The following is a 23,992-nucleotide window of genomic DNA, read 5'->3' as shown; positions in this document are numbered from 1 at the left end:
TCTGTGACCTACAACATTTGCAATTGCTTATTATACAGTTCATTGCAAGCTTATTCATCATACGTTAAGGATAATTGCATTTCACAATATAACAAAACTTATTAAGTATTCGTAATGAAACATACGAACAAACTTGCGCACACCATAATGGGTGTTGCAGGCTTGCTTGTTGGTGCATCGTTACAAGGATATGCGCAGCAAGTAAATACACGTATAGCGGCAGTTCCTGATAGTATAAATCAGGGGGAACATCTATTGGAAGAAGTAGAAATAACAACTACACGCAAGACAGCAAGCATCAACTCGGTAAGTGCAAATCTCAATCAGGAAACCATAAAACGAGCTATGGGGCTTTCGTTGGCCACAATGTTGGAACGTGTGAGTGGTGTTAGCTCTATCCAAACAGGAACAACGGTGTCTAAACCTGTTATCCACGGAATGTACGGCAATCGTATTTTGATGGTGGTGAATGGTGCTCGACAAACAGGACAGCAATGGGGAGCTGACCACGCACCCGAAGTTGACAAGAACAGCGCACAATCTATCGAGGTTGTCAAAGGAGCTGAAAGTGTGCGATATGGTTCTGAAGCGTTGGGAGGAATTGTGCTAATGGAACAGAAAGCCCTACCCTACGGACAAGAACGTGTGAGCGGACAATTGTCGGCAATGTATGGTTCGAATGGCTATCGCTATCAAACGATGGGTTTCGCTGAAGGTTCAATGCCTTTTCTGCCATCGTTGGCATGGCGTACACAGATTACATACGCCAACAGCGGTGACCAATGGTCGCCCAACTACTTGCTGAACAATACAGGAACACGCGAGTTTGACTTCTCGACAGCCTTGGGTTATCGCCACAATAACCTTCGAATAGAAGGCTATTTCAGTCGTTACGACTTGAAGATGGGTGTGCTTTACAATGCACAAATGGGTGAAAAAGACTTGTTGGCAGAGCGTATTGCAATAGGAAAACCTGTGGAAGTGTTCCCATACACACGCCATATCAACTACCCATTCCAACACGTTGTACACACCAATGCAACTTTAAAACTCTTCTACGATATGGAACGACTTGGAAGATTTTATTATATGGCTTCTTATCAGGCAGACGACAGAGAAGAAAATCGCATTCGAAGGATGAACTTGTCGCACATTCCAGCTGTGAGTATGCACCTTAAATCATTGCAAAATCAATTGCGATGGCGCAAGAATTATGGCTTTTGGCAGAGCGAAATAGGTATGCAACTCACCAATATTGACCATTCTAATGAGAAGGGAACAGGCGTTGTACCCATTATTCCTAATCATACAGAAACATTGCTTGGAAGTTACGCATTGCAAAAATATGATAACAACCAATGGGGAGTTGAAGGTGGCGTGCGCTTCGACTGGCAAGATACCAAAGCTGCAGGCTACGATTACACAGGAAAATATTATGGTGGGCATCGCACATTTGCAAACTTCACATACAGCATAGGCGGTCATTACCACATAAATCCGCATCTCATACTCACCTCCAACTTAGGTTTGGCGTGGCGTGCGCCCCACGTTTTTGAGCTATATAGCAACGGAAGCGAGTTGGGTGCTGGACGTTATGTGCGTGGCGACTCAACTATGAATTCGGAAAACAGCTACAAGTGGGTAACTTCGGCAGATTATAAAAGCAAATACGTTGATGTTCGCATAGACGCTTACTTACAATGGGTGAAGAACTACATCTATGATTGCCCTATGAAAGGGCAAGATGTAACCGTAATTTCGGGCACTTACCCACTTTTCCAGTATATGCAAACAGATGCTTTTATTCGTGGTGTAGACTTAGACTTTACCATTCGTCCGCTCCCTGTATTGGCTTATCATTTTGTTTCGGCTATGATTTGGGCAAACGAAAAGCGCACCAACAATTACCTACCTTACATTCCGTCGTTCCGACTAACGCATAGTCTCACCTTTACACCAAAGTCTTGCGGAAGATTTACGCCTTGGATAGAAGTAAATCATAGATTTGTGGCACGCCAAAACAGATTTGATGCAGCAACAGACCTCATCAATTTTGCGCCACCAGCCTACAGTTTGTTTGGCTTTGAGGCAGGAACAGAATGGAAAATAGATGCCCATAACACGCTAAGTATATATGTTGCAGGCAACAACATTTTCAATAAGGAATATAAAGAATACACCAACCGCGCCCGATACTACGCTCACGACTTAGGAAGAGACATACGCTTCACACTCGGTTGGAAGTTCTAAGGAAACAAAAAGTAAAACTATAAAAATAAAAACGTAATATGAAAAGAATTAAGACATCAACTTTGCCCATCTTATTGGGTATTTTCACAATCGGAATATTTGCAGCCTGCAGCCCCGATACACCCGAAGATGAAGGCAAAAACAAACTTCACGAAGACCCTACAAAGGCAGTTTTCACATTGGTAGAAGGCAAACTGAAGGCAGGAAAAACTTTCGATGCAATGCCACACGAAGAAGATTTTGAAGCCACAGGAAAAACCCAAACCATTGTGTGGGAGGTGATAAAGGGTGAGCATTTCAAAACTTCGGACGCTGGTCAAGACCGCTTTTATGTGAAAAGTATCAAGCAGAACCCTGACGTGGTTTATTCGTTAAAAATAGACTATTACAACCGAGAGGGAAAGATAATGAACAACCAATTCTTCGACAATGAACAAGACCGTATTCATCAACACTTCTTCGAGTACTTTGAGAACGGTGCACGTATAGGTAAAAAAGAAAACTTGCCTTACGACTACACATACGCAGACACTTATAATGGCAAGTTTATAGGTGCTACTAACCCAATGGGATTCTTTGGTTTTATGCGTTTTGTACAATCAAACAAGAACTTCAACCTCAAAGTAGAGTTGATGCACGCAGGTAGAAGTTCTAAGTTTAACCAAGACGGCTCTGTGTCACCATTCTACAAACCAAGCAAAGAACAAAAAGGTTTGGCACTTTGGGACTTGTCTGTAACCCTTCCAATAGAAATAGCAGAATAAGTAATTTATAAATCAACATTAACTATCAAACTAAAAAAAACAATGAAACAAAATCTTATCAAATCAATGATGTTGCTTGCAACAATGTTGTTACTCGCCATAACGTTCACAGCTTGTAATTCGGAAGACGATCTTCCAAAACCTAAGAAGGACGAAGTGGAAAACAAAGATGGAGCTCAAAAGAAGGACGAAACTAAGAAAATTGAAGGCGTGATGCCTGCTAAGGTAGTAATAGAATTGTATCAAGGCCACTTGCACGGCTTCCCTCACTTCCATCAGAACGCATTGCCTGACAGCTGTAAATACATGGGCAGTCCACAGAAATTTATTTATAATATGGTAGATGGTCAGTGGGTAGCAGACAAATCTAACCCTAAGAACCTTTACGCATTGAGCAGCAATGTATATCAGAACGATCTGGCAGCTTGCTACTATGCTATTACTCTAACCTATTTCGATAAAGATGGCAACAACATCAATGGAAAGTTCATTGAAAAAGGACAAGACCAGAAATACCAACACTTCTTTGTTGTAAAAGACTTGAAGGCACTTTCTGACTTTGATGCAGCATTAGACAATCCTAAGAAACACGAATTTGTACGCTACGACTATGTAGACCCAACACCTTGGAACAAAACAATGCACTTTGACGAAGCTAAGAGTACAGGATTGGAAAACCCACTCGGTTTCAAGGGAATGTTATCATTTGGCTATGGTCGCCACACTTGCACACTCAATATTATGTTGATGGAAGCAAAGAACGGCAAGGGTAAACACACACACAAGACCGTGATAAAGGATTCTATCTATAAATACGACAAGGAATACGACGCACCTGATTTTACTCCAACAGAGGAGCAATTGAAGAACGAGGCGTGGTATCCTACTATCTCTATCCCTGTTGTTGTACACATTGACAGAAAGGAATTAGAGACTGACGTAGACGACTGGGATGAAGCAAAAGAATTGCCTATGGCTCAACTTCCTGCATCATTGCAACGTTCTATGAAAACTTTGATGTCAGTATTTGGCATTTCTGAGAAAAAGGCATTCAACGAGTTCTACTTCAACGAAGAAGGTACTCGTCCAAACCACGATAGCTCTTCTTTCTGGTTCTAAGAACTAAAAGCGTTAAATTACACAAAAAAAACTAAAAGGAGCGTAAGTCTGTAATGCTAACTTATGCTCCTTACTTTTTAAAACTTCTCGAGATGGGGGTACCCTTGTTTATTGTTCTATTTTTCCCCACATCATCTTTCTGAAATAAGACTTCAATCTTTGGCTTGCCAAACATATATGTTTGACAAGGTCAAAGTTGAACTTTGGGAGGGCAAAACATATATGTATTGGAGGGTGAAACATATATGGTAAGCATCCAATATTAGCCGCCTTTCACACCAACAAATAACCCTTATATGTCTGGCAGCATATAAGGGTTATTTGTTATTTGAAGTTTGAAGGTAGCATTTTCGTGAGTTCCTCCTCCGTCATATCTGGCAGGGACCTTGAAAGAACTTCCTTCATCCATTTGTATGGCTCTATGCCTGCTTCCCTGCAACACGCCATAAAGGTATAGAAGATGGCGTTGTTCTCTGCTCCCTCATTGTTACCACAGAACAGGTAGTNATCCTTAATCTTAAGCTCAGCATCCCTTTGCTCAAGAAGTTTAACAACAGCTTCCCGAGTGAGAGAATGGTAGTCAGATGTCATTGTACTATAAGGCATATCCATCACATTATCAGTTCTTTATACGATGTAAAGTTACGAAAAATATCTGACACTGGCAAGAAAATACTAAGATTTATTGTATCTTTTTCTTCGGTAGCAATTAGGATTTATACCTTCAATATAGAGTACCAATTCGTCCCAGCGAAGTTCATAAAATCCAACTCTCGCCCGTATGATTTTAGGACTCAGGCAACCCTGTGCCATCTGTTTATGATACACGACAAAACCACAGCGTTCCCAGTGCAGCAATTTAATTCGGTTACGGGCTCGATTGTAGAAAACGTAGACAACACCATCAGAAGGATTGAAGTCATTGCTGCGTACCAATTGGGACAGGCGAAGAATACCCTGACGCATGTCCACAGGAGTGCAACAAACCCGAAAAACATTTGTTTCATTGAGTACAAACATAAGTTTTTCGGGCAAAGGTAGTAAAGCAAGAATGTTACACAAAGGCGGCTAATATTGGATGCTTACCATATATGTTTTAAAAATCAAAATACAACTATCTTATTATCAATATATTACAAAAGACAAAGTTAATAATAAGCCATTGTTCCCATTTGTTCTATTCTTCCTTACTCTCGCCATAACATTTCTTTCAAAATATTTTTGTTCATTTAATGTCTTCTGACTATTTGTTATTGATTTGATTTCGATACAAAGGTACGGTAATAGATATATTTCCACAATACTCGCTTGTAGGTAAAGTTTTTCTATGTCTATCACTTTAAAGCATCAAATGGACATAGAATAAACAAAAAGTAGGTAAGAAAGGCAATGAAAAAAGACTTATCCATAACTCACCTTTTATATATAGGCAAGTTCTGAATAAGTCTTCTTATTGTATAATTGTAATCTTATTTTTGCTTACTTAGCTTCTTCAGCTGGAGCAAGGAGCTTGTTGAAGTCTTCCAAAGAAATCTTCTTTTTCTTCAACTTTACAACTTCCTTCAACTTAGCACCGAGTTTGCGGTCGAGAGCAGCCTCAACAAACTGGTCGATATTCTCACGCTTCTTGAGAATTTCTTCAGCGTAGTTATTCAAGTACTCTTCAGGTACGTTGTTCATACCATATTGTGCGAACTGTGCACGAGCCATAAGCATTGCGCTTTCACGTACATCAGCATCTTCTACCTTTACTTCGTTAGCCACTGCCAACTGCTCTTTGATGAGATGCCAAGTGAGTTCCTTCACGCTTTGAGCATAGTGCTCGTCAACAAATGCTTGACCCTTATCTTGATTATTAGCCAACATAATGCGCTTCAAGAGTTCGTCAGGGAACTGAAGTTCACCAACTTTCTTCTCCATATAAGTGCGAATGTCTTGAATAAACTTGAAGTCTTGGTCGCCTACGAGTTGGTTCTTAACACCTTCAGCGATGGTATCGCGGAACATCTTTTCGTCCTTGATGTTAGCCTCTTCACCATATACGCTATCCCAAAGTTCCTTGTTGTTCTCTGCATTTACGAAACGAGAGATTTCTGTGATTTGGTAAGAGAAATTGCCAGTGTGGTTAGCCAATTCTGCACGGTCAATCTTCAACAATGAAGAAACCTCTGCATCGTTTTCAGGATAAGCTGCACGTGGGTTGAAAGTAATAATATCGCCCAACTTAGCACCATCGAACAACTTCTTTTGGTCGTCTACCTTGATGTATTGTGGCATCATTACAGCTGCTTCAACAGTAACACCACCTTCAAGCGTATTACCGTTTTCGTCCAACTCACGGAGGTCGCCCTTCAACATATCACGCTTTTCAGGGTCGAGCTCTTCAGCCTTGTCATAGTGACCTGCACGGCTTGCGAACATTTCTATTTGCTGATCGATGAGCTTATCATCAACCTCTATTTCGTAATACTCAATAGTATCTTTCTTAGTCAATTCAGCTTTGAACTCTGGAGCAACAGCAATATCAAACATAAATGTGTAAGGAGCTTCCTTCTCTATGTCTACTGCTTCTTGCTTTTCAGAGCCCATAGGCTGTCCAAGCATCTGAATTTTATTGTCAGCAATGTACTTTTGGAGGTTCTCACCCAAGAGCTTGTTGATAGCATCCATCTTTACTTGTGGACCAACCTGACGCTTAATCATACCCATAGGTACTTGTCCAGGACGGAAACCAGGCATATTAGCACGCTTGCGATAGTCTTTGAGAGCCTTCTCTACATCTTCTTTGTAATCTGCTTCTTCGACAACGATAGTCATAAGACCATTGAGTTTGTCGGGATTTTCAAATGAAATTTTCATCTTTGAAGTATTATATGTTTATTATTTATTATCAATTCAAATTGTAACAGCCTATCCCAAGAGCCAAAACTCTTCAGCGACTTCGAGGCGCAAAGGTAGCTAAAATTTTGCATAAATCCATATATATAAGGAGAAAAAAAAGATTTTTAAGAAGTTAGGATTAGAAGTAGTACCAGTTTAAGCGATACGCACTATCAGTTAGAGGTAGAGATTTAATAAAGAAGACCTTAAATATTTTAACCCCAAATCGGTAAGAGTCGTGAAGCAGTAACTACCAATCCAAAGTTGGAGCAGTTGCTCCTTTTCGTACAGAAAGCGTATCAAACTCTATGTGATAGAGGAATAGAGTTCTCTGCCAAAGAAATCAAGGAGCAGTTTCAAGGCTCAATGCAGGGCGAACAACATTCTTACAGCGATACGACCAAATGGTAGAAGAAGAGAAGAAACTTGTCGGTGTGGAGATCTCGAAACGCTGGCACTCGGTCTACTATATGCTCAGGAAACACCTCCAAGTCTTTCTCCAAGAGCGATACCACACAAATGACATTACTTTTGGGCAATTAACCGAGGACTTCTTGGACGGCTTGCATCAATACAGTGTGGGAAGCATGGTCATTCTCAGAGTTATTATCGCAAGATGACTTTAGCTGTAAAGAAAGTATGCCGTTTGGCTTTTCGTGAAGGGGTTATTAACCGTCCTCTCTTTGATCTGGCAAAGTAGACTGAGGAGAGAACAAACTACCGAGAGCGTTGGATAGGTCTTCTTTGGAGAAGATCTTGAATGTTCAATTAGTGTTCGCTATTCCTTAGGCTTCTTCAATTCAATCCTAAACGTAGTGCCTTTGCCCACTTCTGAGCTTTTCACATAGATGCGACCACGATGATACTCCTCTACAATGCGTTTGGCAAGGCTAAGTCCTAAGCCCCATCCACGACTTTTGGTGGTAAATCCTGGGCGGAATACGTTGCGAATATCTTTCTTTTTGATACCTTTACCCGTATCGCTCACTTCTATAATGGCACGCTCTGGGGTTTCTTCTACGTGTAGCGTAATGCGTCCAGCCTCACCTCCCATTGCATCAACAGCGTTTTTGCAAAGATTTTCTATCACCCATTCGAAAAGCGAAGGGTTCATTTTAAGGATAATATCGCCTTCGGGGAACTCCTTCACCATAAGAATTTTCTTAGAAGTGCGCTTGTCCATATAATCAATAACGTGGTCTAACACCTCGTTCAGACTTGCGGGAACAGGTTCGGGCAACGACCCAATCTTCGAAAAACGCTCAGCAATAAGCTGCAAACGCTTCACATCTTTATCCATTTCGGGCAATAGGTCGTCGTCGGGATAGGTCTCTTTAAGAATGGTAGTCCAAGCCATTAGCGACGATATAGGTGTACCCAACTGGTGCGCTGTCTCCTTGCTCAGCCCCACCCACACCTTGTTTTGTTCGGCACGCTTTGAGGTTAATAAAGCAAAGATGGCTACCACCACAAACAACATCACCACGCCGAGCTGTACGTACGGATAGAGTGCTAATCGCTTCAGCATCAACGAGTCGTCATAACACACTTCTATATAGTCCTTTGCAGTATCGGACAGCTTAATTTTGATATTCTGTTTGTTTACCTTCATTCGCATCGCCATAGCCGAAACCACGTGCAAACTGTCTTCGTAGGTTTTGGCATCAATCTTTACGTTACGAAAGTCGGTTACGTTGCCTTCGCTATCAAGCACCACAACAGGAATGGTATTGTTTTCGTTCAGTACCTTTAGTACCAATGTTAGGTCGGTATTCTCGTCAGCTTGACTCAATGCGCGCATAGCATCAGCCCACACTTCCATACGTGTACGCTCTTGTTGGGCAAGGTCGTGCGTTAGGATTTGCGAAGCCACAAGCGAAGCCACAGCAATAAGAATTGCTGCTATCACAAGAATAATCTTCACTTGTCTAATTCTGTCCGTCCATTGCATAACGTTAAGATTAACGCTAAAAAACGAAAAATATTGCATCATTCGCACTTCTTACCCCACACTATACTATCTATCAAAACACAAAACCCCCTCTACGAGCTTGATATATTCAAACTCATAGAAAGGGTTCACTAAAATATAATTATGAAATAAAAAATCTTATGAAAGACCTTCTATCACGCCATTTACCACATTGATGCGTTCAGCCTGTGGACTCTTTGGCAAGCCTGGCATACGCATAATGGTTCCTGCTACGGCAACAATCATCTCTGCACCAGAGTTAATCACGATGTCGCGAATAGTGATGTCAAAGTTGGTTGGCATACCGTAAGCCTTAGCATCTTCAGAGAAAGAGTACTGAGTCTTAGCAATACATACAGGGAACTTCTCCAAACCTAATTGCTTGATGCGTTCCAACTGCTTCTTAGCTGCAGGCTTGAGGATTACACGGTTTGCGCCATAAATCTTCTGACAAATCTTTTCCAACTTCACTTCCACTGCGTCAGCCTCGTCGTAGATAAACTCTAATGGCTTAGAAGGGTTCTTTTCGATAGTGTCTACTACCAAGTGAGCCAATGCCTCAGCACCCTGACCACCATCGCCAAAGGCTGTGTTGAGTGCAAAACCAATGCCCTTTTCTTCGCAATGCTTCTTTACGAGTTCGAGTTCTTCGTCGGTATCGCTTGCAAAACGGTTCAAACATACCACAACGGTCTGACCGAACTGCTGCATATTAGCAATGTGCTTATCCAAGTTAGCCAAACCTGCCTTTACGCCTTCTACGTTTGGTTGGCTTATTTCCTTCTCGTTTACACCGCCGTGCATCTTCAATGCCTGTGCAGTAGCTACGAGTACGGTAAGTACAGGAGAGATACCTGCCTTGCGACACTTAATATCGAGGAACTTCTCTGCACCGAGGTCAGCACCGAAGCCAGCCTCTGTAATGCAATAATCGCCATAGGTCATACCCATCTTTGTTGCAATGATGGTGTTACAGCCGTGTGCAATGTTTGCAAAAGGACCACCGTGGATAAATGCAGGACCATTCTCAATGGTCTGTACCAAGTTAGGATTGATAGCATCATGCAAGAGGGCAACGATAGAACCTGTTACGTTCAATTCCTTCAAATATAATGGTGTGCCATCGAGCTTAATACCAAGAATGATATTGTCGAGACGGCGGTGCAAGTCTTCTTCGTCGGTAGCCAAGCAAAGAATAGCCATAATTTCAGATGCTGGAGTGATGTCGAAACCACCTTCCGCCATCTTACCATCGGTGCGTGCGCCAAGACCTGTAATAACGTTGCGGAGGTTGCGGTCGTTTACGTCCAACACACGACGCCACCATATCTCACGCATTCCGAAGCCTTCTTCTTGCTTCTGATAGATATAATTGTCGAGCAATGCAGCTATCATATTGTTAGCCGAAGTGATAGCGTGGAAATCGCCTGTGAAGTGAAGATTAATTCTTTCCATAGGCAACACCTGAGCATAACCGCCACCAGCAGCACCACCCTTCATACCGAAACAAGGGCCTAACGATGGTTCACGGAGAGCAGGGATAGCCTTTTTACCAATACGAGCCATACCCAAAGCAAGACCAACGCTTACGGTAGTCTTACCGATACCAGCCTTAGTTGGAGTAATAGCGGTAACAAGAATAAGCTTATTCTTCTTCACCTTCTCCTCGTCAATGAGTGTATAAGGAACTTTAGCAATGTACTTGCCGTATGGTTCTAATTTTTCTACTGGAATGTCTACTTTCTTCGCTACGCTGTCAATGAGCTCTAACTTTGCCTCGTGGGCAATCTCGAAATCTGATTTCATTAGTAATACCTGATTTAAATTATTAGATTTTAGGGAAGCAAAATTAAGCAAAATATTTATTATAACCAACTTTTTATTGCAAAATGTGCAGTAAACGAGGGCTTTTAGTTGCTATTATTTCGTTACAACACACAATTGCAAACCACACTTTACAGAATGAACATTCAAACCCTATACATCATAGGCGGGTTCTATAAATTACCACCGCATATAGTCATTAATTTTTTATGAAATACGTTTTGTTATCTTTTGGCTTCTTTTTGGTTCAAAAATAAGCTCAAAATCTAACAAAGCTAATTTATAGAACCTGCCTATAGATTTATGCTCCACGCTGCATTTATTAACTAATGCAGAGTGGAGCACCATTTTCACCTCTAAGTGTGCTCAATCGTTTGCAAAAAACAACCCTTAGTCGCTTTTAGGCTTTCAACTTTGCAACATAGTGCAAGAGCGTGTAGGGGCTCGATCGATCGAGTTCCACTTAACTTATGATGAACGGAACTTGATAAATCGAGCCCCTACACAATATCCCTAACGCATTTGGCTTTAACTCCGAGCGAGGAACGAGCGACAACTCCACTTAACTCCCTCTAACTCCTCAAAAACAACATCCCTTTAAACCCAAATCGGTCGTTAGACTTCTTCGAGATTTGCGAGCTTATTTTGAGCTATTTTCGTTTGTTTTTGAAGACGTTTAGCGAGCTAAACAACTGAAAAAACAAACACTAAGAACATATTGTTCTGTTTTTCCTCTCTCCATTTTTCTATAACAATAGTTCCATCTTTCGCTTCCAAAACATATATGTTTGACATTGTCAAAGTTTAACTTTGAGGCGGTAAAACATATATGTTTTAGGTGGTCAAACATATATGTTTTAAAACCAGTTTGTAAATACTTGATAACCAACATATTGCAAAATCTAAAACAAAGATTTATCCTTACACCGCCATTGTTCTATTTTTCCTTATCCTATTTTTGCGCTCTCTCTTCCAAAATCTCACACTGAGCAATTTCAACAACGCTCCCCCACTCTACCTTATTTATATAAGGCTGCGAAAAATATGAAACGCAACGAGGTACAAAAATCAAGAACTTTTACCTTATATCGAAAAAAAAGAGCCAAAAATTTGGTGCATACACATTTTATACTTACCTTTGCAACCGCTTACGAAAAGTAAGGGCGTTTAGCTCAGTTGGTTTAGAGCATCTGCCTTACAAGCAGAGGGTCGGCGGTTCGAATCCGTCAACGCCCACAGGGGTGTTCCCTGTAGCCTTTCGGGGTTGCGGGGAGTTTTTTATTAGGGCGTTTAGCTCAGTTGGTTTAGAGCATCTGCCTTACAAGCAGAGGGTCGGCGGTTCGAATCCGTCAACGCCCACATTTTATCAAAATAGCCTTGTAACACAATGTTACAAGGCTATTTCTTGTTTAACAATCAAGATCTATTAAATATACATATTTCTATTATCTATCAAATTAAAAATTATTATCACAATTGTTTGCAACTAATCAATTAATTTTATTAAATTTGCAACTTAATAAATATACATAGACTTATGAATCTTGATGTGTTAACCGCAGTGTCGCCTGTTGATGGCCGTTATAGAGATAAAACAGAAAAATTAGCAAGCTATTTTTCTGAATTTGCACTTATAAGATACAGAGTGCAAGTAGAAATAGAATACTTTATTAGCCTATGCGAATTACCTTTGCCACAATTGGCAAAGTTTGACGCAAAGCACTTCGATAGATTGCGCAAAATTTATCGCAATTTCTCTGAAGCTGATGCAACACGTGTGAAGGATATTGAAAAAATAACCAATCACGATGTGAAAGCCGTAGAATATTTCATCAAAGAACAATTTGATGCTATCGGAGGATTGGATGCCTACAAAGAGTTTATACACTTTGGACTTACTTCGCAAGACATCAATAACACCAGCGTACCGCTCTCTATTATGGGCGCACTCAAAGAAGTGTACTATCCTAAGATAGAAGAGCTTATCCAACAGCTTAAAGAATATGCTGAAGAATGGAAAGGCGTACCAATGTTGGCTAAGACACACGGACAACCTGCTTCGCCTACACGATTGGGCAAGGAAATAGAAGTGTATGTATATCGCCTTACAGAGCAATTGGCAACACTCAAAGCGTGCAAAGTTACAGCTAAGTTTGGTGGTGCTACGGGCAACTTCAACGCACACCACGTGGCTTACCCATCGTACGATTGGAAAGCATTCGGCAATAAGTTTGTAAGCGAACACTTAGGTATGGAGCGCGAACAATGGACAACACAGATAAGCAATTACGACCACTTGGGTGGCATTTTTGATGCTATGCGCCGTATCAACACCATCATCATCGACTTGGATAGAGACTTCTGGATGTACATCTCGATGGACTATTTCAAGCAGAAGATTAAGAAGGGTGAAGTGGGCTCGAGTGCTATGCCACACAAGGTGAACCCTATCGACTTTGAAAATAGCGAAGGAAATATGGGCGTTGCCAATGCCGTGTTGCAGTTCTTGGCACAGAAGTTGCCTGTAAGTCGTTTGCAGAGAGACCTCACCGACTCTACTGTATTGCGCAACGTTGGTGTGCCTTTCGGTCACGCACTCATTGCTGTACAAAGCACACTGAAGGGTTTGCGCAAACTCATCTTGAACGAAGAAAAGCTCAATGCCGACTTGGAGAATACTTGGGCGGTAGTGGCTGAGGCTATTCAAACCATTTTGCGCCGTGAGGCTTACCCTAATCCTTACGAGGCACTGAAAGCATTGACACGCACCAATGACAAGATGACAGAAGATAGTATTCACGCATTTATCCAAACATTGGAAGTAAGCGAGGAGGTAAAGAAAGAATTGATGGCGATTACGCCACAAAACTATACAGGAGTTTAATTGCTCCGGAAACTTCTTTACAGACTAATAATATGTAATAAAGGTAAAAGAAAAAAAACATTTATCAATAATAGTAATCAATAAAAGAGCGGCCGTGAGGCTGCAAAACAAAACTTAAAAAGATAAAAATATGACAGAAGAACTTGAGAACAAAGAAGGTCAGTCTACACAGAATGAGGCTAACCGTAACGGCTACTCACCTAATGGACAGGGCAATTACGAAAGAGGGTACCGCAGTAGTGTGGGGCGCACACAACGCCCACGTATAACAGCACAACGTGCATACGGTACAGAGCGTGAAAACACCAATAGCGAAGGAGGATTCCGACCAGAGGGATTCGGCTCTAATCTTCAGGGACATTCAGGAACAGAGCGTCAAAGTGGCTATCGCCCACGTACAAACAGCTATCAGCAACGCCAAGGAGGCTACCAGAGCCGACCACAACAAGGAGGCTATCGCCCACGCTACAACAACAACGAAGGCGAAGAGAGTGGATACCAGCAGAATAATGGTGGGTATCAGAGCCGTGGTGGATACCAAAGCCGTGGTGGATACAACAACCAACGTGGCGGATATAACAATAATCGTGGCGGATACAACAACAACCGAGGCGGTGGATACAACAACCGAGGCGGTGGATACAACAACCAACGTGGAGGATACAACAACAACCGAGGCGGATATAACAACAACCGAGGCGGTGGATACAACAACCGAGGCGGTGGATACAACCAATATGGAGGATACAACAACAATCGTGGCGCCTACGGACAACAAGGTGGCTATCGCCAACACAGCAGCGACTACGACCCAAATGCAAAGTATTCGCTCAAAAAGCGCATAGAATATAAGGAGGAAAACATTGACCCTAACGAACCATTGCGCCTCAACAAGTATCTTGCTAATGCAGGTGTGTGCTCACGCCGTGAGGCTGATGAGTTTATCCAGGCAGGTAACGTTACTGTAAATGGTGAAGTGGTAACAGAATTGGGTACAAAGATTTTGCGTTCGGACGAAGTGAAATTCAAGGACGAACTTGTATCTTTGGAAAAGAAAGTGTATGTTCTCTTGAACAAGCCAAAGGATTATGTAACTACAAGCAACGACCCACAACAGCGCAAAACAGTGATGGATCTTGTTAAGGGTGCTTGCCCTGAACGCATCTACCCTGTTGGTCGACTCGACCGCAATACCACAGGTGTATTGTTGCTCACCAACGATGGCGACCTCGCAAGTAAGCTTACACATCCTAAGTTCTTGAAGAAGAAGGTTTACCACGTATTCCTCGACAAACCTGTGCTCCCACAGACATTACAACAAATATCTGATGGTATCACGCTTGAGGACGGTGAAATAAAGGCTGACAACATACAGTATGCAGACGATAGAGACCAGTGTCAAGTGGGAATAGAAATCCATAGCGGCAAAAATCGTATCGTTCGCCGTATCTTCGAAAGCCTCGGCTATCGTGTAGTAAAGCTCGACCGTGTACAATTCGCAGGTCTTACAAAGAAGAACCTTCGTCGTGGCGACTGGCGTTTCCTCACCGAACAAGAAGTAGATATGCTTCGTATGGGAGCTTTCGAATAAACTAAATATTATTATAAAGTATTGGGAATGAGAATGTTGCTAAAAACTTAGCACGTTCTTATTCTCAATCCTTTAGTATTAAGGACAAACAAAATATATCACAATGAAAAGAACAAAAGTCGTCGATGCACTCGCTTGCACCGACTTTGGAAAAGATATTAACGTGCGTGGGTGGGTACGTTCTCACCGCAGCAGTAAGGCTGTCGATTTCATTGCTTTGAACGATGGCTCTACAATCAAAAATATTCAGGTAGTAGTAGACCCATCTACAATGGATGCTGAAGCATTGAAAAGCATTACAACAGGTGCTTGTATCAGCGTAAATGGTATATTGGTAGAAAGTCAAGGTAAGGGGCAGACTTCTGAAATTCAGTGCAAAGACATCGAAATTTATGGTCTCTGCCCAAGCGACTACCCAATGCAAAAGAAGGGACAGAGTATGGAGTATATGCGTAAGTATGGACATATGCGCCTACGTACCAATACTTTCGGGGCTGTGTTCCGCATTCGCCACAATATGGCAATGGCTATTCACCAGTACTTCCACGAACACGGATTTTACTATTTCCACACTCCATTGATTACAGCTAGCGACTGCGAGGGTGCTGGAAATATGTTCCAAGTTACTACGCTCGACCTCGACCGTGTAGCAAAAGGGGGAGAAGTGGACTATGCTAACGACTTCTTTGGCAAGCCTACTCACCTTACAGTGTCTGGACAATTGGAAGGCGAATTGGGTGCAACTTCATTGGGTGCTATCTATACATTTGGTCCTACTTTCCGTGCAGAAAACTCTAACACGCCACGCCATTTGGCTGAGTTCTGGATGGTGGAGCCTGAGGTGGCTTTCATTGACCAACAAGAATTGATGGATTTGGAAGAAGACTTCATCAAGTATTGTGTGCGTTGGGCATTAGACAACTGTAAAGACGACCTTGAGTTCCTCAATCAAATGATTGATAAGGAACTTATTGCTCGCCTTGAGGGTGTATTGAAAGACGAGTTTGTACGCCTTACTTATACAGAGGGCTTTGAAATATTGAAGAAAGCACAAGAGAACGGCACTAAGTTTGAGTTCCCTGTGTCTGAATGGGGTATGGACTTGAGCAGCGAGCACGAACGTTACTTGGTAGAAGAGTACTTCAAGCGTCCTGTTATTATGACCGACTACCCAAGCGAAATCAAGTCGTTCTATATGAAGAAGAACGCTGATGGTAAGACTATGCAGGGTACTGACGTGTTGTTCCCACGCATTGGCGAAATCATTGGTGGTTCGGTACGTGAAGAAAGCTACGAAAAGCTTCTTGATGAAATCCACACCCGTGGTATGAAGGAAGAAGTTTACGATTGGTATCTTGATACTCGCAAGTACGGAACTTGTCCTCACGGTGGCTTCGGATTGGGCTTCGAGCGTCTCATTCTCTTCGTTACAGGTATGCAAAACATACGTGACGTAATACCATTCGCACGTACACCAAAGAACGCAGAGTTCTAAGCAAAAGCATCAATCTACAGATTAGAAACTAAAAATATGGAGGGTATGTCTATTTTGGCATACCCTCCATTTTTTAGAAGTTAGAGGAGATAAAGGATGATATCACTCAGAATTAAAGGATTCTACCACTCGTTCCTCGCTAAGGAGCTAACCCCAACTGCTTTCTGAGTAAATGTGTAGGGGCTCGATTTATCGAGTTCCGAATAATGAAAAGGAAAGAGAAGCAACGTACTAATAACCCTTTACCTATATCCGTAGCAGATACTAATATCCCCTTATCCCCACCCTCGCAGCTCATTCCAATAATCTTTGATTTGTAATCACAAAATTATAGACATAAAAAAAAGTGTTTGCCCATTGGACAAACACTTTTCTTTATTGTTCTAAACTTTATTAGTCTGTTACCTGAACAGTAGCACGACGGTTGAAAGAGATTGGAGACAATGTGTCTACACCACCCTTACCAACAGTTGTAATCTTGCTTGATTCGATACCCATCTTAACAAGTTCGCCTGCTACAGTCTTAGCACGTTCTTCTGACAACCACTGGTTGTGGTCAGCCTTACCTGTTGCGCTATCAGCATAACCTGTAACGAGGAGGTTGTTGTTGTTCTCCTGAGCGTACTTAGCAAGTGCCTGTACGTTTACGAGATCCTTCTGTGAAGCGATGTTAGTCTTATCAATGTTGAAGAATACAGAGATAGGAGTTGCAATCAATTCCTTAACAGACTGAGATACTGTTTCAGCTGGCTTCTGGTTAGCAAGTGCATCACGGAGACGAGCGTTTTCAGCTTCTGCATCACGGAGACGAGCGTTCAAAGCATCAAGAGCAGACTGGTGCTGTGCGTTGAGTGCATCTACGTCTGGAGTCTTTTCCCATGTAGACTTACCAAGGTTGAAGTTAAGACCGAGTTCAGCGTAAACGTTGTTATCGTGTGAATCCCAACCACGGTTACCATAGTACTGGTCAAAACCATCAATGTCGCCTTCAAAGCGGTTGTAACCTACTTCAGCATAAATGCGAACAAGCTTACTAACACGCCATTGAGACTGGATACCAGCGCTAATCCCCATACTATAAAAATCTTCGCTCATAGAACGACCAATACCAGCACCAACGAATGGGATAAGATTCCATACACGGCTTTCGTTGTAACCGCAGAGTAAGTTGCTGAGATTGAACATAGCATGACCTTGGAGCAACCAATACTTATTGGTGTTATCCAATGTTGAGTTTACGTTATCGTTTTCTCCGACACGTTTACCCCAAATACCTTGTCCCTTAACACGGAGACCCCAACCTGGAGTAAACCACTTACCAATAGCAAGAGCAACACCTGGCTTACCACGGAAACTCTTGAAAGGACTTGCTTTAGCGTTCATTCCATGTTCCTGACCTGAATACCAAGCACTCCACTGTCCACCTACTTGAATAAACCAATTGCTCCAAAAAGAGTTTGTAGCAACGCTATATTTTTGTGTAGGTACTTCTTCTTGTGCAAAGCTGGTCATTGATGCTCCAGCTAATGCCAATACTATAAAAAACTTTTTCATAAATTTTATTTATTAAACAATCAAATTATCTACTAGTAATTAGTAAGTTTATTTTTTGAATTCTTTGGCAAAGGTAGCAATTATATTTTAATAACATCTTATTTCCTACGAAAAAAAACGTCATTTACCCTCAATAAATAAAAAAAAGGACAAATTATAGCGTTTAGCGCAATAAATGTTCAATTTCTTCTTGTTTAAGTATGCTTATTATGGGTTTGCCATCAGGTGCATAATTCACATTCGAACAAGCAAACAGACCATTTACTAAATTTTCCATTTCCTCGTTACCGAGTATTTGCCCGTGAGGGATTGCTGCATTCTTAGCTAAGCTCAATGCCAATGCTTTATCGATTTCTTCGCCAATAGTAGTATCTTGTTCGATAGCAGTTGTTATCATTTCGTCTACCAATTCTTTTATGTTTAGACCATCTATTCCTGTTGGAACGCCAATAACAGCATAACTTCCACCTCCCATATCTGTAAGTTCAAAGCCTATGGCTTGAAGTTCGGGAATTATATTCTGAATAAAAGCCTCATCAGCGATAGGCATTTGTATCATTTGAGGGAAGAGTAACTTCTGAGTAGGCGCAGTGCGTTTGCTCAATTGCTTGAGATACTGCTCATATAATATACGTGTATGCGCACGATACTGGTCGATTATCATCAATCCCGACTTCACTGCTGTCATTATATAGCAGCCCTTATATTGATAATGTATAGGCGACTTATCTTCAATAACCGAATGGTTTGAAGCCTTTGACTTAAAGATATGTTGCTCTGAGTCGGCGTTTGGTGCATCAATAGTTTCAATATTTGAGTTTGAAGTTTCAATTTCCAACCCCTTATAAAGCTCTTGCCAACTATCTGTCGTTGCCCTTGAAGATAAAGAAGGTGTATGTGAAAAAGGATTATAATTAGGGTTTACCTCCACTTTAGGTGCTTCAATGCTCGTATTAGGATTGTAAACAGGTATATCAGGTCGGCCTTCTGTATCGAAATCTATAGAAGGAATGGCACTGAATTTGCCTATCGCCTCTTTCACGCTTGCCATTAATATCTGCCAAATAGCTTGCTCGTTTTCAAACTTTATTTCGGTCTTTGTGGGATGAATGTTCACATCAATATTTTCAGCAGGTACTTTGAAATAAATGAAGTAAGGCACTTGTTCGCCAAAAGGAATCAAGCGTTCGAAAGCATTCATAACCGCTTTATTAAAATAAGGATGCTTCATATAGCGGTCGTTGACAAAGAAGAATTGCAATGCACCTTTCTTTTTTGCCGCTTCAGGTTTACCCACAAATCCTTGAATGTGACACAACGTGGTGTGCACATCCACAGGAAGAAGGTCTTGGTTTAATCGTTTACCAAAAACTTCTACAATTCTTTGTCGCAAACTACAAGCTTTGAGCGAAAATATCTCTGTTCCATTGCTGTTCAACGTGAATGTTATATCGGGATAAACCAATGCGATGCGTTCAAAAGCTGTGATAATATTATTGAGTTCGGTAGTGTTCGACTTCAAGAACTTTCTGCGTGCAGGCACATTAAAGAAAAGGTTTTCCACCTTAAAATTACTACCTTGTGGACACGAGCAAACTTCTTGACCTGTCACATTTCCACCAGCAATAGAAAGATGTGTACCCAATTCCTCTCCCTCTTGACGTGTACGCAACTCTACTTGAGCCACAGCAGCAATAGAAGCCAAAGCCTCACCACGAAATCCCATTGTGGTGAGCGCAAAAAGGTCGTCAGCCTTGCGTATCTTAGATGTGGCGTGGCGTTCAAAGGATAGTCGTGCATCGGTTTCGGTCATACCTTTTCCGTTGTCCACCACCTGAATTGATGTACGCCCAGCATCAACGATTACGACATTAATAACCGTTGCTCCAGCATCAACAGCATTCTCTACTAATTCTTTCACTACCGAAGCAGGACGCTGAATAACCTCGCCTGCGGCAATCTGATTTGCAATGCTATCGGGTAAAAGTTGTATAATATCACTCATTCCTTCTATGATGTAATTGAAATAAAGAACACTCCACACAGCAAAATTAATGCGATTGCAATACAAAGCATAATAAAAAGATGTGTGCGAGTGCGATACTTAAGGCGTGAAGAATGGAAATCGAACTGATAAGGATTATTGCTTTCGCTACGGAAACTTTCAAACCTTCCCTCCCTATCGTCGTCCTTACAACTCTTCACATTTGCCTTTTCTTCACGTTGAAGTTCAGCTATTGCACGTTGCTCTATCTGCTTCAACAGTTCTTTCCGTTCATCTATGTACAGAAAACTATGATGAAATGGTCGAGGCTTACGCTGTTTGAATAACATCATACTTCTATCATTTCATTATCTGCTGTCGAGGTGGTGCAGGCACAGCCTTTGGTCTTATATCTGTATCGTCTTTGCGTGCAACGTTACGGAATATATCATTCTTGTCCTTTGGACGCACCTCTTCATACCAATGGAAATTGGGGAGAGCAGTTTTGTCGGGAGGTATCTGTGTCATCGGATACATTGTTGACGTGAACTTATTCGTCCATATCTTTTCCAACTGTCTATCTACACCGATGTACATTCGCATCGTATCGGTTTCCAAATAGTTCAAACCCACCAACGAACTGTCTTTTTCATCAAGGGGATAATATATTGTCAACACGTTGCGTATTGCCTCTCCCTGTCGTGCAGCACCATCTTTAAAATAAGCGTGCATCAAGTCTGATGATATTTGGTTGTAATGCTCTTTGTCCTTGAGTTTTTCTACCGAAAGCGCATTGCCAAATACGTGTGCTGATCTGATGGTGGAATCGTTCATATACACTTTAATCGAGTCGCCCAATATCTGTTGATTACCATTCCACGCAATAGGCTCTTGATACATTGTCAGGCACGAATCCTTAGTATTATACACAAAAAATCCGCACACCGCCTGCACATCTGTTCGGTAAGCCCTTACATTATTCACTCCGAAAACTTTACGATACATCTCTGGCGTATCTACATTATAACCCTTCATTGTTATCGTATCGGCGTGAACAAATAGCGTATCACCCTTCGAAAACTCCTTTGCTACAGGACCAGGATTGCCCCCATAAGCTATTGCCGACGAGTCTGTATAATGAATATAATCGCCATAAAAGGCTTGTTTGCTCTTTTCGTCTAAGTAGTGCACATTGCCTTTTCCTTCCCCCTCACGTATCTTTGAGTTGTACATCAGGTGTTCGCCCGTAATGGTGCGTTGCTTTTTTAGATCTACTATTTTTACATTTCCGTGACCTTCGCTGTGTCCTGTATTGCCGTTATATATTACGTTGTCACCTGTAATGGTGCGTTGTTCTTTGTGGTCTACAATCTTCACGTTGCCCGAACCTTCGCTCTGCCCCGTCTTGCTGTTGTATCTCATATCCTCGCCCGTCATTGTACGCTTGTTTACCTTATCGTAAATCTTCACGTTGCCGTGGCCTTCTGCATCTCCCGTTGTGCTGTTATAGGTGATGTTATTGCCTTGCACATCTCTCTCAGGTGATGTAATGGTGGAATAACCTGTCAATTCCATATTGTCGGTCTTGCTGTTATATGTTCCATCATTTGTATGTACCACCTCGCCTTTGTTTGTTCTTATCACCGACTTACCTATAACGTGCATCAATCCTGTTTCGGTGTTTCCGTGTGCCGTTGGTGTATTTATGCGATACTTAGGTGTACGAATAATTACATCTCCATAGAAGTTTGCATCACTATTTTCTGTATTGTAATCGCCCTCGTCGGCAATGATTGTGCTACCATTATATATTAATGTGCCACGCCCTCCAAAGAAGTTTGCCACTTTAGAAACCAAATTATAATCCAAGCTGTCACACTTCAATGACTTTAATGGTTGGCGCACACGTACATTTTTTCTGGCTCTCATTACTTGTGCAAAACCATCATAAAATACTCGTTCACAATTGATACGTGTTCCGTCTTTGCGCTTAATGTCCACATCTCCAAAGGCCTCAAAGGTATTTTGTCTATCATTAAGATATGCGCTGTCGCAAGTAAGGCTCATATCTTTATGTCTAAACTTTACATTTCCTTTAGCTATCTGCACATCAGCCTTTTCCCATTGGTTATGGCGGAGCACATCAGCGTGGTCTAAATACACCTTTTCGCCTTGTTTGGGTTTTGTGTTTTGTGCCCAAACAAGGTGGGGTATAGATAGCCCAAACAGGCATAGAATCATATAAGAAACGATTCTATGCCCGCAAATATTTGTCTTTTTATTTTTCAATATCATCTGTTCCAACCTTCATATTCGAAATTGCAATCTCGATAAGCAGGATCCATTCTTACATAAGTTTCCTTAACCTTCTTCACCACCCAATTGTGTATCACTTCCTTTCGGCGTTCAGCGGTTACAATGTCTTTCATTGCTTGGAAGTCTTCGGTAATGGTAGCACGATGTTCGTCTACACGACTCTTCAACTTGACAATGGCACAAACCGTTTTACCTCTTGAGTTTTCCATTGTAAAAGGTGCAGAAACCTCGTCCACTTTTAATCCTTCTACCATTCGAGCTACCTCTGTAGGCAAATCCTTCATTGCAAATCTTGATGTGCGAGCATTAGACGAAGAATTGGTCATCAATCCGTGGTTGTTGCGTGTATCCTTATCGTCCGAGATATAACCCGCTGCTGCTTCAAACGTAAACTTGCCACTTCTTATGTCGTTAGCAATACTATCCAATCGTTGAGTTGCAGCTGTGATGGCGTTAGCCGATACCTTTGGTTTAATCAAGATGTGTCTACAATTCAACTTGTCGCCACGGCGGTCAATCAACTGTATGATATGATAACCAAATTCGCTCTCAATAACCTTCGAAACCTTTTTAGGGTCGGTAAGATTGAAGGCAGCCGCAGCAAAAGTAGGATCAAGCATACCACGTCCCATATAGCCCAATTCGCCACCTTGACGAGCCGAACCTGGGTCTTCCGAATACAAGCGTGCCAAAGTTTCAAACGATGTTTCACCCTTTGTAACACGGTCGGTATAGTCGCGCAACTGGTTCTTTATGCGGTTCACCTCTTCTTGTTCCAACTTTGGCGTTTGCGTAAGTATCTCTACCTCCACCATTGTTGGAATCATAGGAAGGCTGTCTGTAGGTATCTTCTTGAAGTACTCACGCACCTCAGCAGGCGACACCTTTATATCGCTAACCAATTTTTCTTGCATACGTTGTACCAATTGTCGGTTCTTTAGCTCATCGTGCATATCTTGTCTGATTTGCGCAATGCTCTTATGTTGGTACTGTTCTAACTTTTCCTTCGAACCTATTTGTGGCAACGAGATAAAATAGTTGATCTGCTGTTCCACCTCCTGCGCCACTTCACTCTCCTTCACCGTAATACTGTCTAATGCAGCTTGGTGCAAGAAAAGCTTTTGCACAGCAATTTGTTCCAATATAGTGCAATTAGGATTGCCCTTCCATTTCATTCCCTCTGCCTCACCTTGTAGGCGTAACATTTCCAAGTCCGACTTCAATATAGGTTCATCGCCTACCACCCATAGCACGCCATCAACCACATTATCAGGGTCGACTTTTTCACTGTGGAGGGTATCCGTTGCACCCATTTGTGCTGCCCAGATGCTTGCTGCTTTGGGAATTCCCATCATCGTT

15 protein-coding genes, 2 tRNA genes and 1 pseudogene are annotated in these 23,992 nt (G+C 41.8%); 9 read left to right on the top strand and 9 right to left on the bottom strand.

The features are described 5' to 3' along the window. Positions 1-114: 114 nt before the first annotated feature. The 3 genes from CZ367_RS01780 to CZ367_RS01770 are packed head-to-tail and all read left to right on the top strand — an operon-like array spanning position 115 to position 4,133. Complete coding sequence (locus tag CZ367_RS01780; protein ID WP_077195457.1) at positions 115-2,250, top strand: TonB-dependent receptor; 2,136 nt, start codon at positions 115-117, stop codon at positions 2,248-2,250. Positions 2,251-2,288: 38 nt separating this feature from the next. Continuing rightward, positions 2,289-3,014, top strand: a complete 726-nt coding sequence (locus tag CZ367_RS01775) for a hypothetical protein (RefSeq protein WP_077195456.1) — start codon at positions 2,289-2,291, stop codon at positions 3,012-3,014. A gap of 42 nt (positions 3,015-3,056) precedes the next feature. Beyond that, the gene (locus CZ367_RS01770; RefSeq protein WP_077195455.1) at positions 3,057-4,133 is read left to right on the top strand and encodes a hypothetical protein; all 1,077 of its coding nucleotides are present in this window, start codon (positions 3,057-3,059) and stop codon (positions 4,131-4,133) included. Positions 4,134-4,808: 675 nt separating this feature from the next. Here CZ367_RS01770 and tnpB read toward each other — a convergent pair. Continuing rightward, positions 4,809-5,153 carry an IS66 family insertion sequence element accessory protein TnpB gene (tnpB, locus tag CZ367_RS01760; RefSeq protein WP_077195453.1) on the bottom strand — a complete coding sequence of 115 codons (345 nt, stop codon included), beginning with the start codon at positions 5,151-5,153 and terminating at the stop codon, positions 4,809-4,811. 459 nt (positions 5,154-5,612) lie between these two features. Then, a complete protein-coding gene (gene tig, locus CZ367_RS01755) occupies positions 5,613-6,992 on the bottom strand; it encodes a trigger factor (protein WP_077195452.1) in 1,380 nt (459 codons plus the stop codon). Positions 6,993-7,379: 387 nt separating this feature from the next. Between tig and CZ367_RS16110 the strand changes: the two are divergent. After that, positions 7,380-7,715 (top strand): annotated as a pseudogene (locus CZ367_RS16110) (phage integrase SAM-like domain-containing protein); the annotation flags it as partial. A 76-nt stretch (positions 7,716-7,791) separates the two neighbouring features. On the opposite strand, the gene CZ367_RS01745 reads toward CZ367_RS16110, so the two are convergent. Next, positions 7,792-8,964 (bottom strand): sensor histidine kinase, encoded by a 1,173-nt coding sequence (locus tag CZ367_RS01745; RefSeq protein ID WP_077197328.1) that lies wholly within the window; start codon positions 8,962-8,964, stop codon positions 7,792-7,794. A 159-nt stretch (positions 8,965-9,123) separates the two neighbouring features. Next, complete coding sequence (locus CZ367_RS01740; RefSeq protein WP_077195451.1) at positions 9,124-10,791, bottom strand: formate--tetrahydrofolate ligase; 1,668 nt, start codon at positions 10,789-10,791, stop codon at positions 9,124-9,126. A gap of 1,179 nt (positions 10,792-11,970) precedes the next feature. Here CZ367_RS01740 and CZ367_RS01735 point away from each other — a divergent pair. The 5 genes from CZ367_RS01735 to asnS all read left to right on the top strand — a co-directional run bounded on the left by CZ367_RS01735 (position 11,971) and on the right by asnS (position 16,779). Then, positions 11,971-12,045: transfer RNA gene (locus CZ367_RS01735), tRNA-Val, on the top strand. Between the two features lie 48 nt (positions 12,046-12,093). Next, positions 12,094-12,168: transfer RNA gene (locus CZ367_RS01730), tRNA-Val, on the top strand. Between the two features lie 178 nt (positions 12,169-12,346). Continuing rightward, positions 12,347-13,693: an adenylosuccinate lyase gene (purB, locus tag CZ367_RS01725; RefSeq protein ID WP_077195450.1), complete on the top strand. Its 1,347-nt coding sequence runs from the start codon at positions 12,347-12,349 to the stop codon at positions 13,691-13,693. A gap of 130 nt (positions 13,694-13,823) precedes the next feature. Next, positions 13,824-15,284 (top strand): pseudouridine synthase, encoded by a 1,461-nt coding sequence (locus CZ367_RS01720; RefSeq protein WP_077195449.1) that lies wholly within the window; start codon positions 13,824-13,826, stop codon positions 15,282-15,284. Positions 15,285-15,387: 103 nt separating this feature from the next. Beyond that, complete coding sequence (gene asnS / locus CZ367_RS01715) at positions 15,388-16,779, top strand: asparagine--tRNA ligase (RefSeq protein ID WP_077195448.1); 1,392 nt, start codon at positions 15,388-15,390, stop codon at positions 16,777-16,779. Between the two features lie 393 nt (positions 16,780-17,172). Here asnS and CZ367_RS01710 read toward each other — a convergent pair whose 3' ends face one another. The 5 genes from CZ367_RS01710 to CZ367_RS01690 all read right to left on the bottom strand — a co-directional run bounded on the left by CZ367_RS01710 (position 17,173) and on the right by CZ367_RS01690 (position 23,946). Further along, on the bottom strand, positions 17,173-18,333 hold the full coding sequence (locus tag CZ367_RS01710) for an OmpA family protein (protein WP_077195447.1): 1,161 nt from the start codon (positions 18,331-18,333) through the stop codon (positions 17,173-17,175). Between the two features lie 163 nt (positions 18,334-18,496). After that, positions 18,497-20,338 carry a DNA mismatch repair endonuclease MutL gene (gene mutL, locus CZ367_RS01705; protein ID WP_077195446.1) on the bottom strand — a complete coding sequence of 614 codons (1,842 nt, stop codon included), beginning with the start codon at positions 20,336-20,338 and terminating at the stop codon, positions 18,497-18,499. Between the two features lie 5 nt (positions 20,339-20,343). Continuing rightward, positions 20,344-20,670 carry a hypothetical protein gene (locus tag CZ367_RS01700; RefSeq protein WP_077195445.1) on the bottom strand — a complete coding sequence of 109 codons (327 nt, stop codon included), beginning with the start codon at positions 20,668-20,670 and terminating at the stop codon, positions 20,344-20,346. Between the two features lie 7 nt (positions 20,671-20,677). Next, positions 20,678-22,558, bottom strand: a complete 1,881-nt coding sequence (locus CZ367_RS01695; protein ID WP_394334134.1) for an OstA-like protein — start codon at positions 22,556-22,558, stop codon at positions 20,678-20,680. 50 nt (positions 22,559-22,608) lie between these two features. After that, positions 22,609-23,946, bottom strand: coding sequence for a peptidylprolyl isomerase (locus CZ367_RS01690; RefSeq protein WP_394334153.1), 1,338 nt, complete (start codon positions 23,944-23,946; stop codon positions 22,609-22,611). Between the last annotated feature and the right edge of the window lie 46 nt (positions 23,947-23,992).

It is taken from the genome of Prevotella ihumii, from assembly GCF_900155655.1.
GTDB lineage: Bacteria > Bacteroidota > Bacteroidia > Bacteroidales > Bacteroidaceae > Prevotella > Prevotella ihumii.
Note: the sequence above shows the minus strand (reverse complement) of the source record. Positions and strands in the feature narration are given on the sequence as shown.

Coding starts and splice junctions, on each gene's coding strand:
- CZ367_RS01780 (WP_077195457.1), top strand. CDS start 115: ATGAAACATACGAACAAACTTGCGCACACCATAATGGGTGTTGCAGGC.
- CZ367_RS01770 (WP_077195455.1), top strand. CDS start 3,057: ATGAAACAAAATCTTATCAAATCAATGATGTTGCTTGCAACAATGTTG.
- CZ367_RS01690 (WP_394334153.1), bottom strand. CDS start 23,946: ATGGGTGCAACGGATACCCTCCACAGTGAAAAAGTCGACCCTGATAAT.
- tnpB (WP_077195453.1), bottom strand. CDS start 5,153: ATGTTTGTACTCAATGAAACAAATGTTTTTCGGGTTTGTTGCACTCCT.
- CZ367_RS01740 (WP_077195451.1), bottom strand. CDS start 10,791: ATGAAATCAGATTTCGAGATTGCCCACGAGGCAAAGTTAGAGCTCATT.
- CZ367_RS01720 (WP_077195449.1), top strand. CDS start 13,824: ATGACAGAAGAACTTGAGAACAAAGAAGGTCAGTCTACACAGAATGAG.
- CZ367_RS01745 (WP_077197328.1), bottom strand. CDS start 8,964: ATGCAATGGACGGACAGAATTAGACAAGTGAAGATTATTCTTGTGATA.
- tig (WP_077195452.1), bottom strand. CDS start 6,992: ATGAAAATTTCATTTGAAAATCCCGACAAACTCAATGGTCTTATGACT.
- CZ367_RS01700 (WP_077195445.1), bottom strand. CDS start 20,670: ATGATGTTATTCAAACAGCGTAAGCCTCGACCATTTCATCATAGTTTT.
- mutL (WP_077195446.1), bottom strand. CDS start 20,338: ATGAGTGATATTATACAACTTTTACCCGATAGCATTGCAAATCAGATT.
- CZ367_RS01775 (WP_077195456.1), top strand. CDS start 2,289: ATGAAAAGAATTAAGACATCAACTTTGCCCATCTTATTGGGTATTTTC.
- CZ367_RS01695 (WP_394334134.1), bottom strand. CDS start 22,558: ATGATTCTATGCCTGTTTGGGCTATCTATACCCCACCTTGTTTGGGCA.
- CZ367_RS01710 (WP_077195447.1), bottom strand. CDS start 18,333: ATGAAAAAGTTTTTTATAGTATTGGCATTAGCTGGAGCATCAATGACC.
- asnS (WP_077195448.1), top strand. CDS start 15,388: ATGAAAAGAACAAAAGTCGTCGATGCACTCGCTTGCACCGACTTTGGA.
- purB (WP_077195450.1), top strand. CDS start 12,347: ATGAATCTTGATGTGTTAACCGCAGTGTCGCCTGTTGATGGCCGTTAT.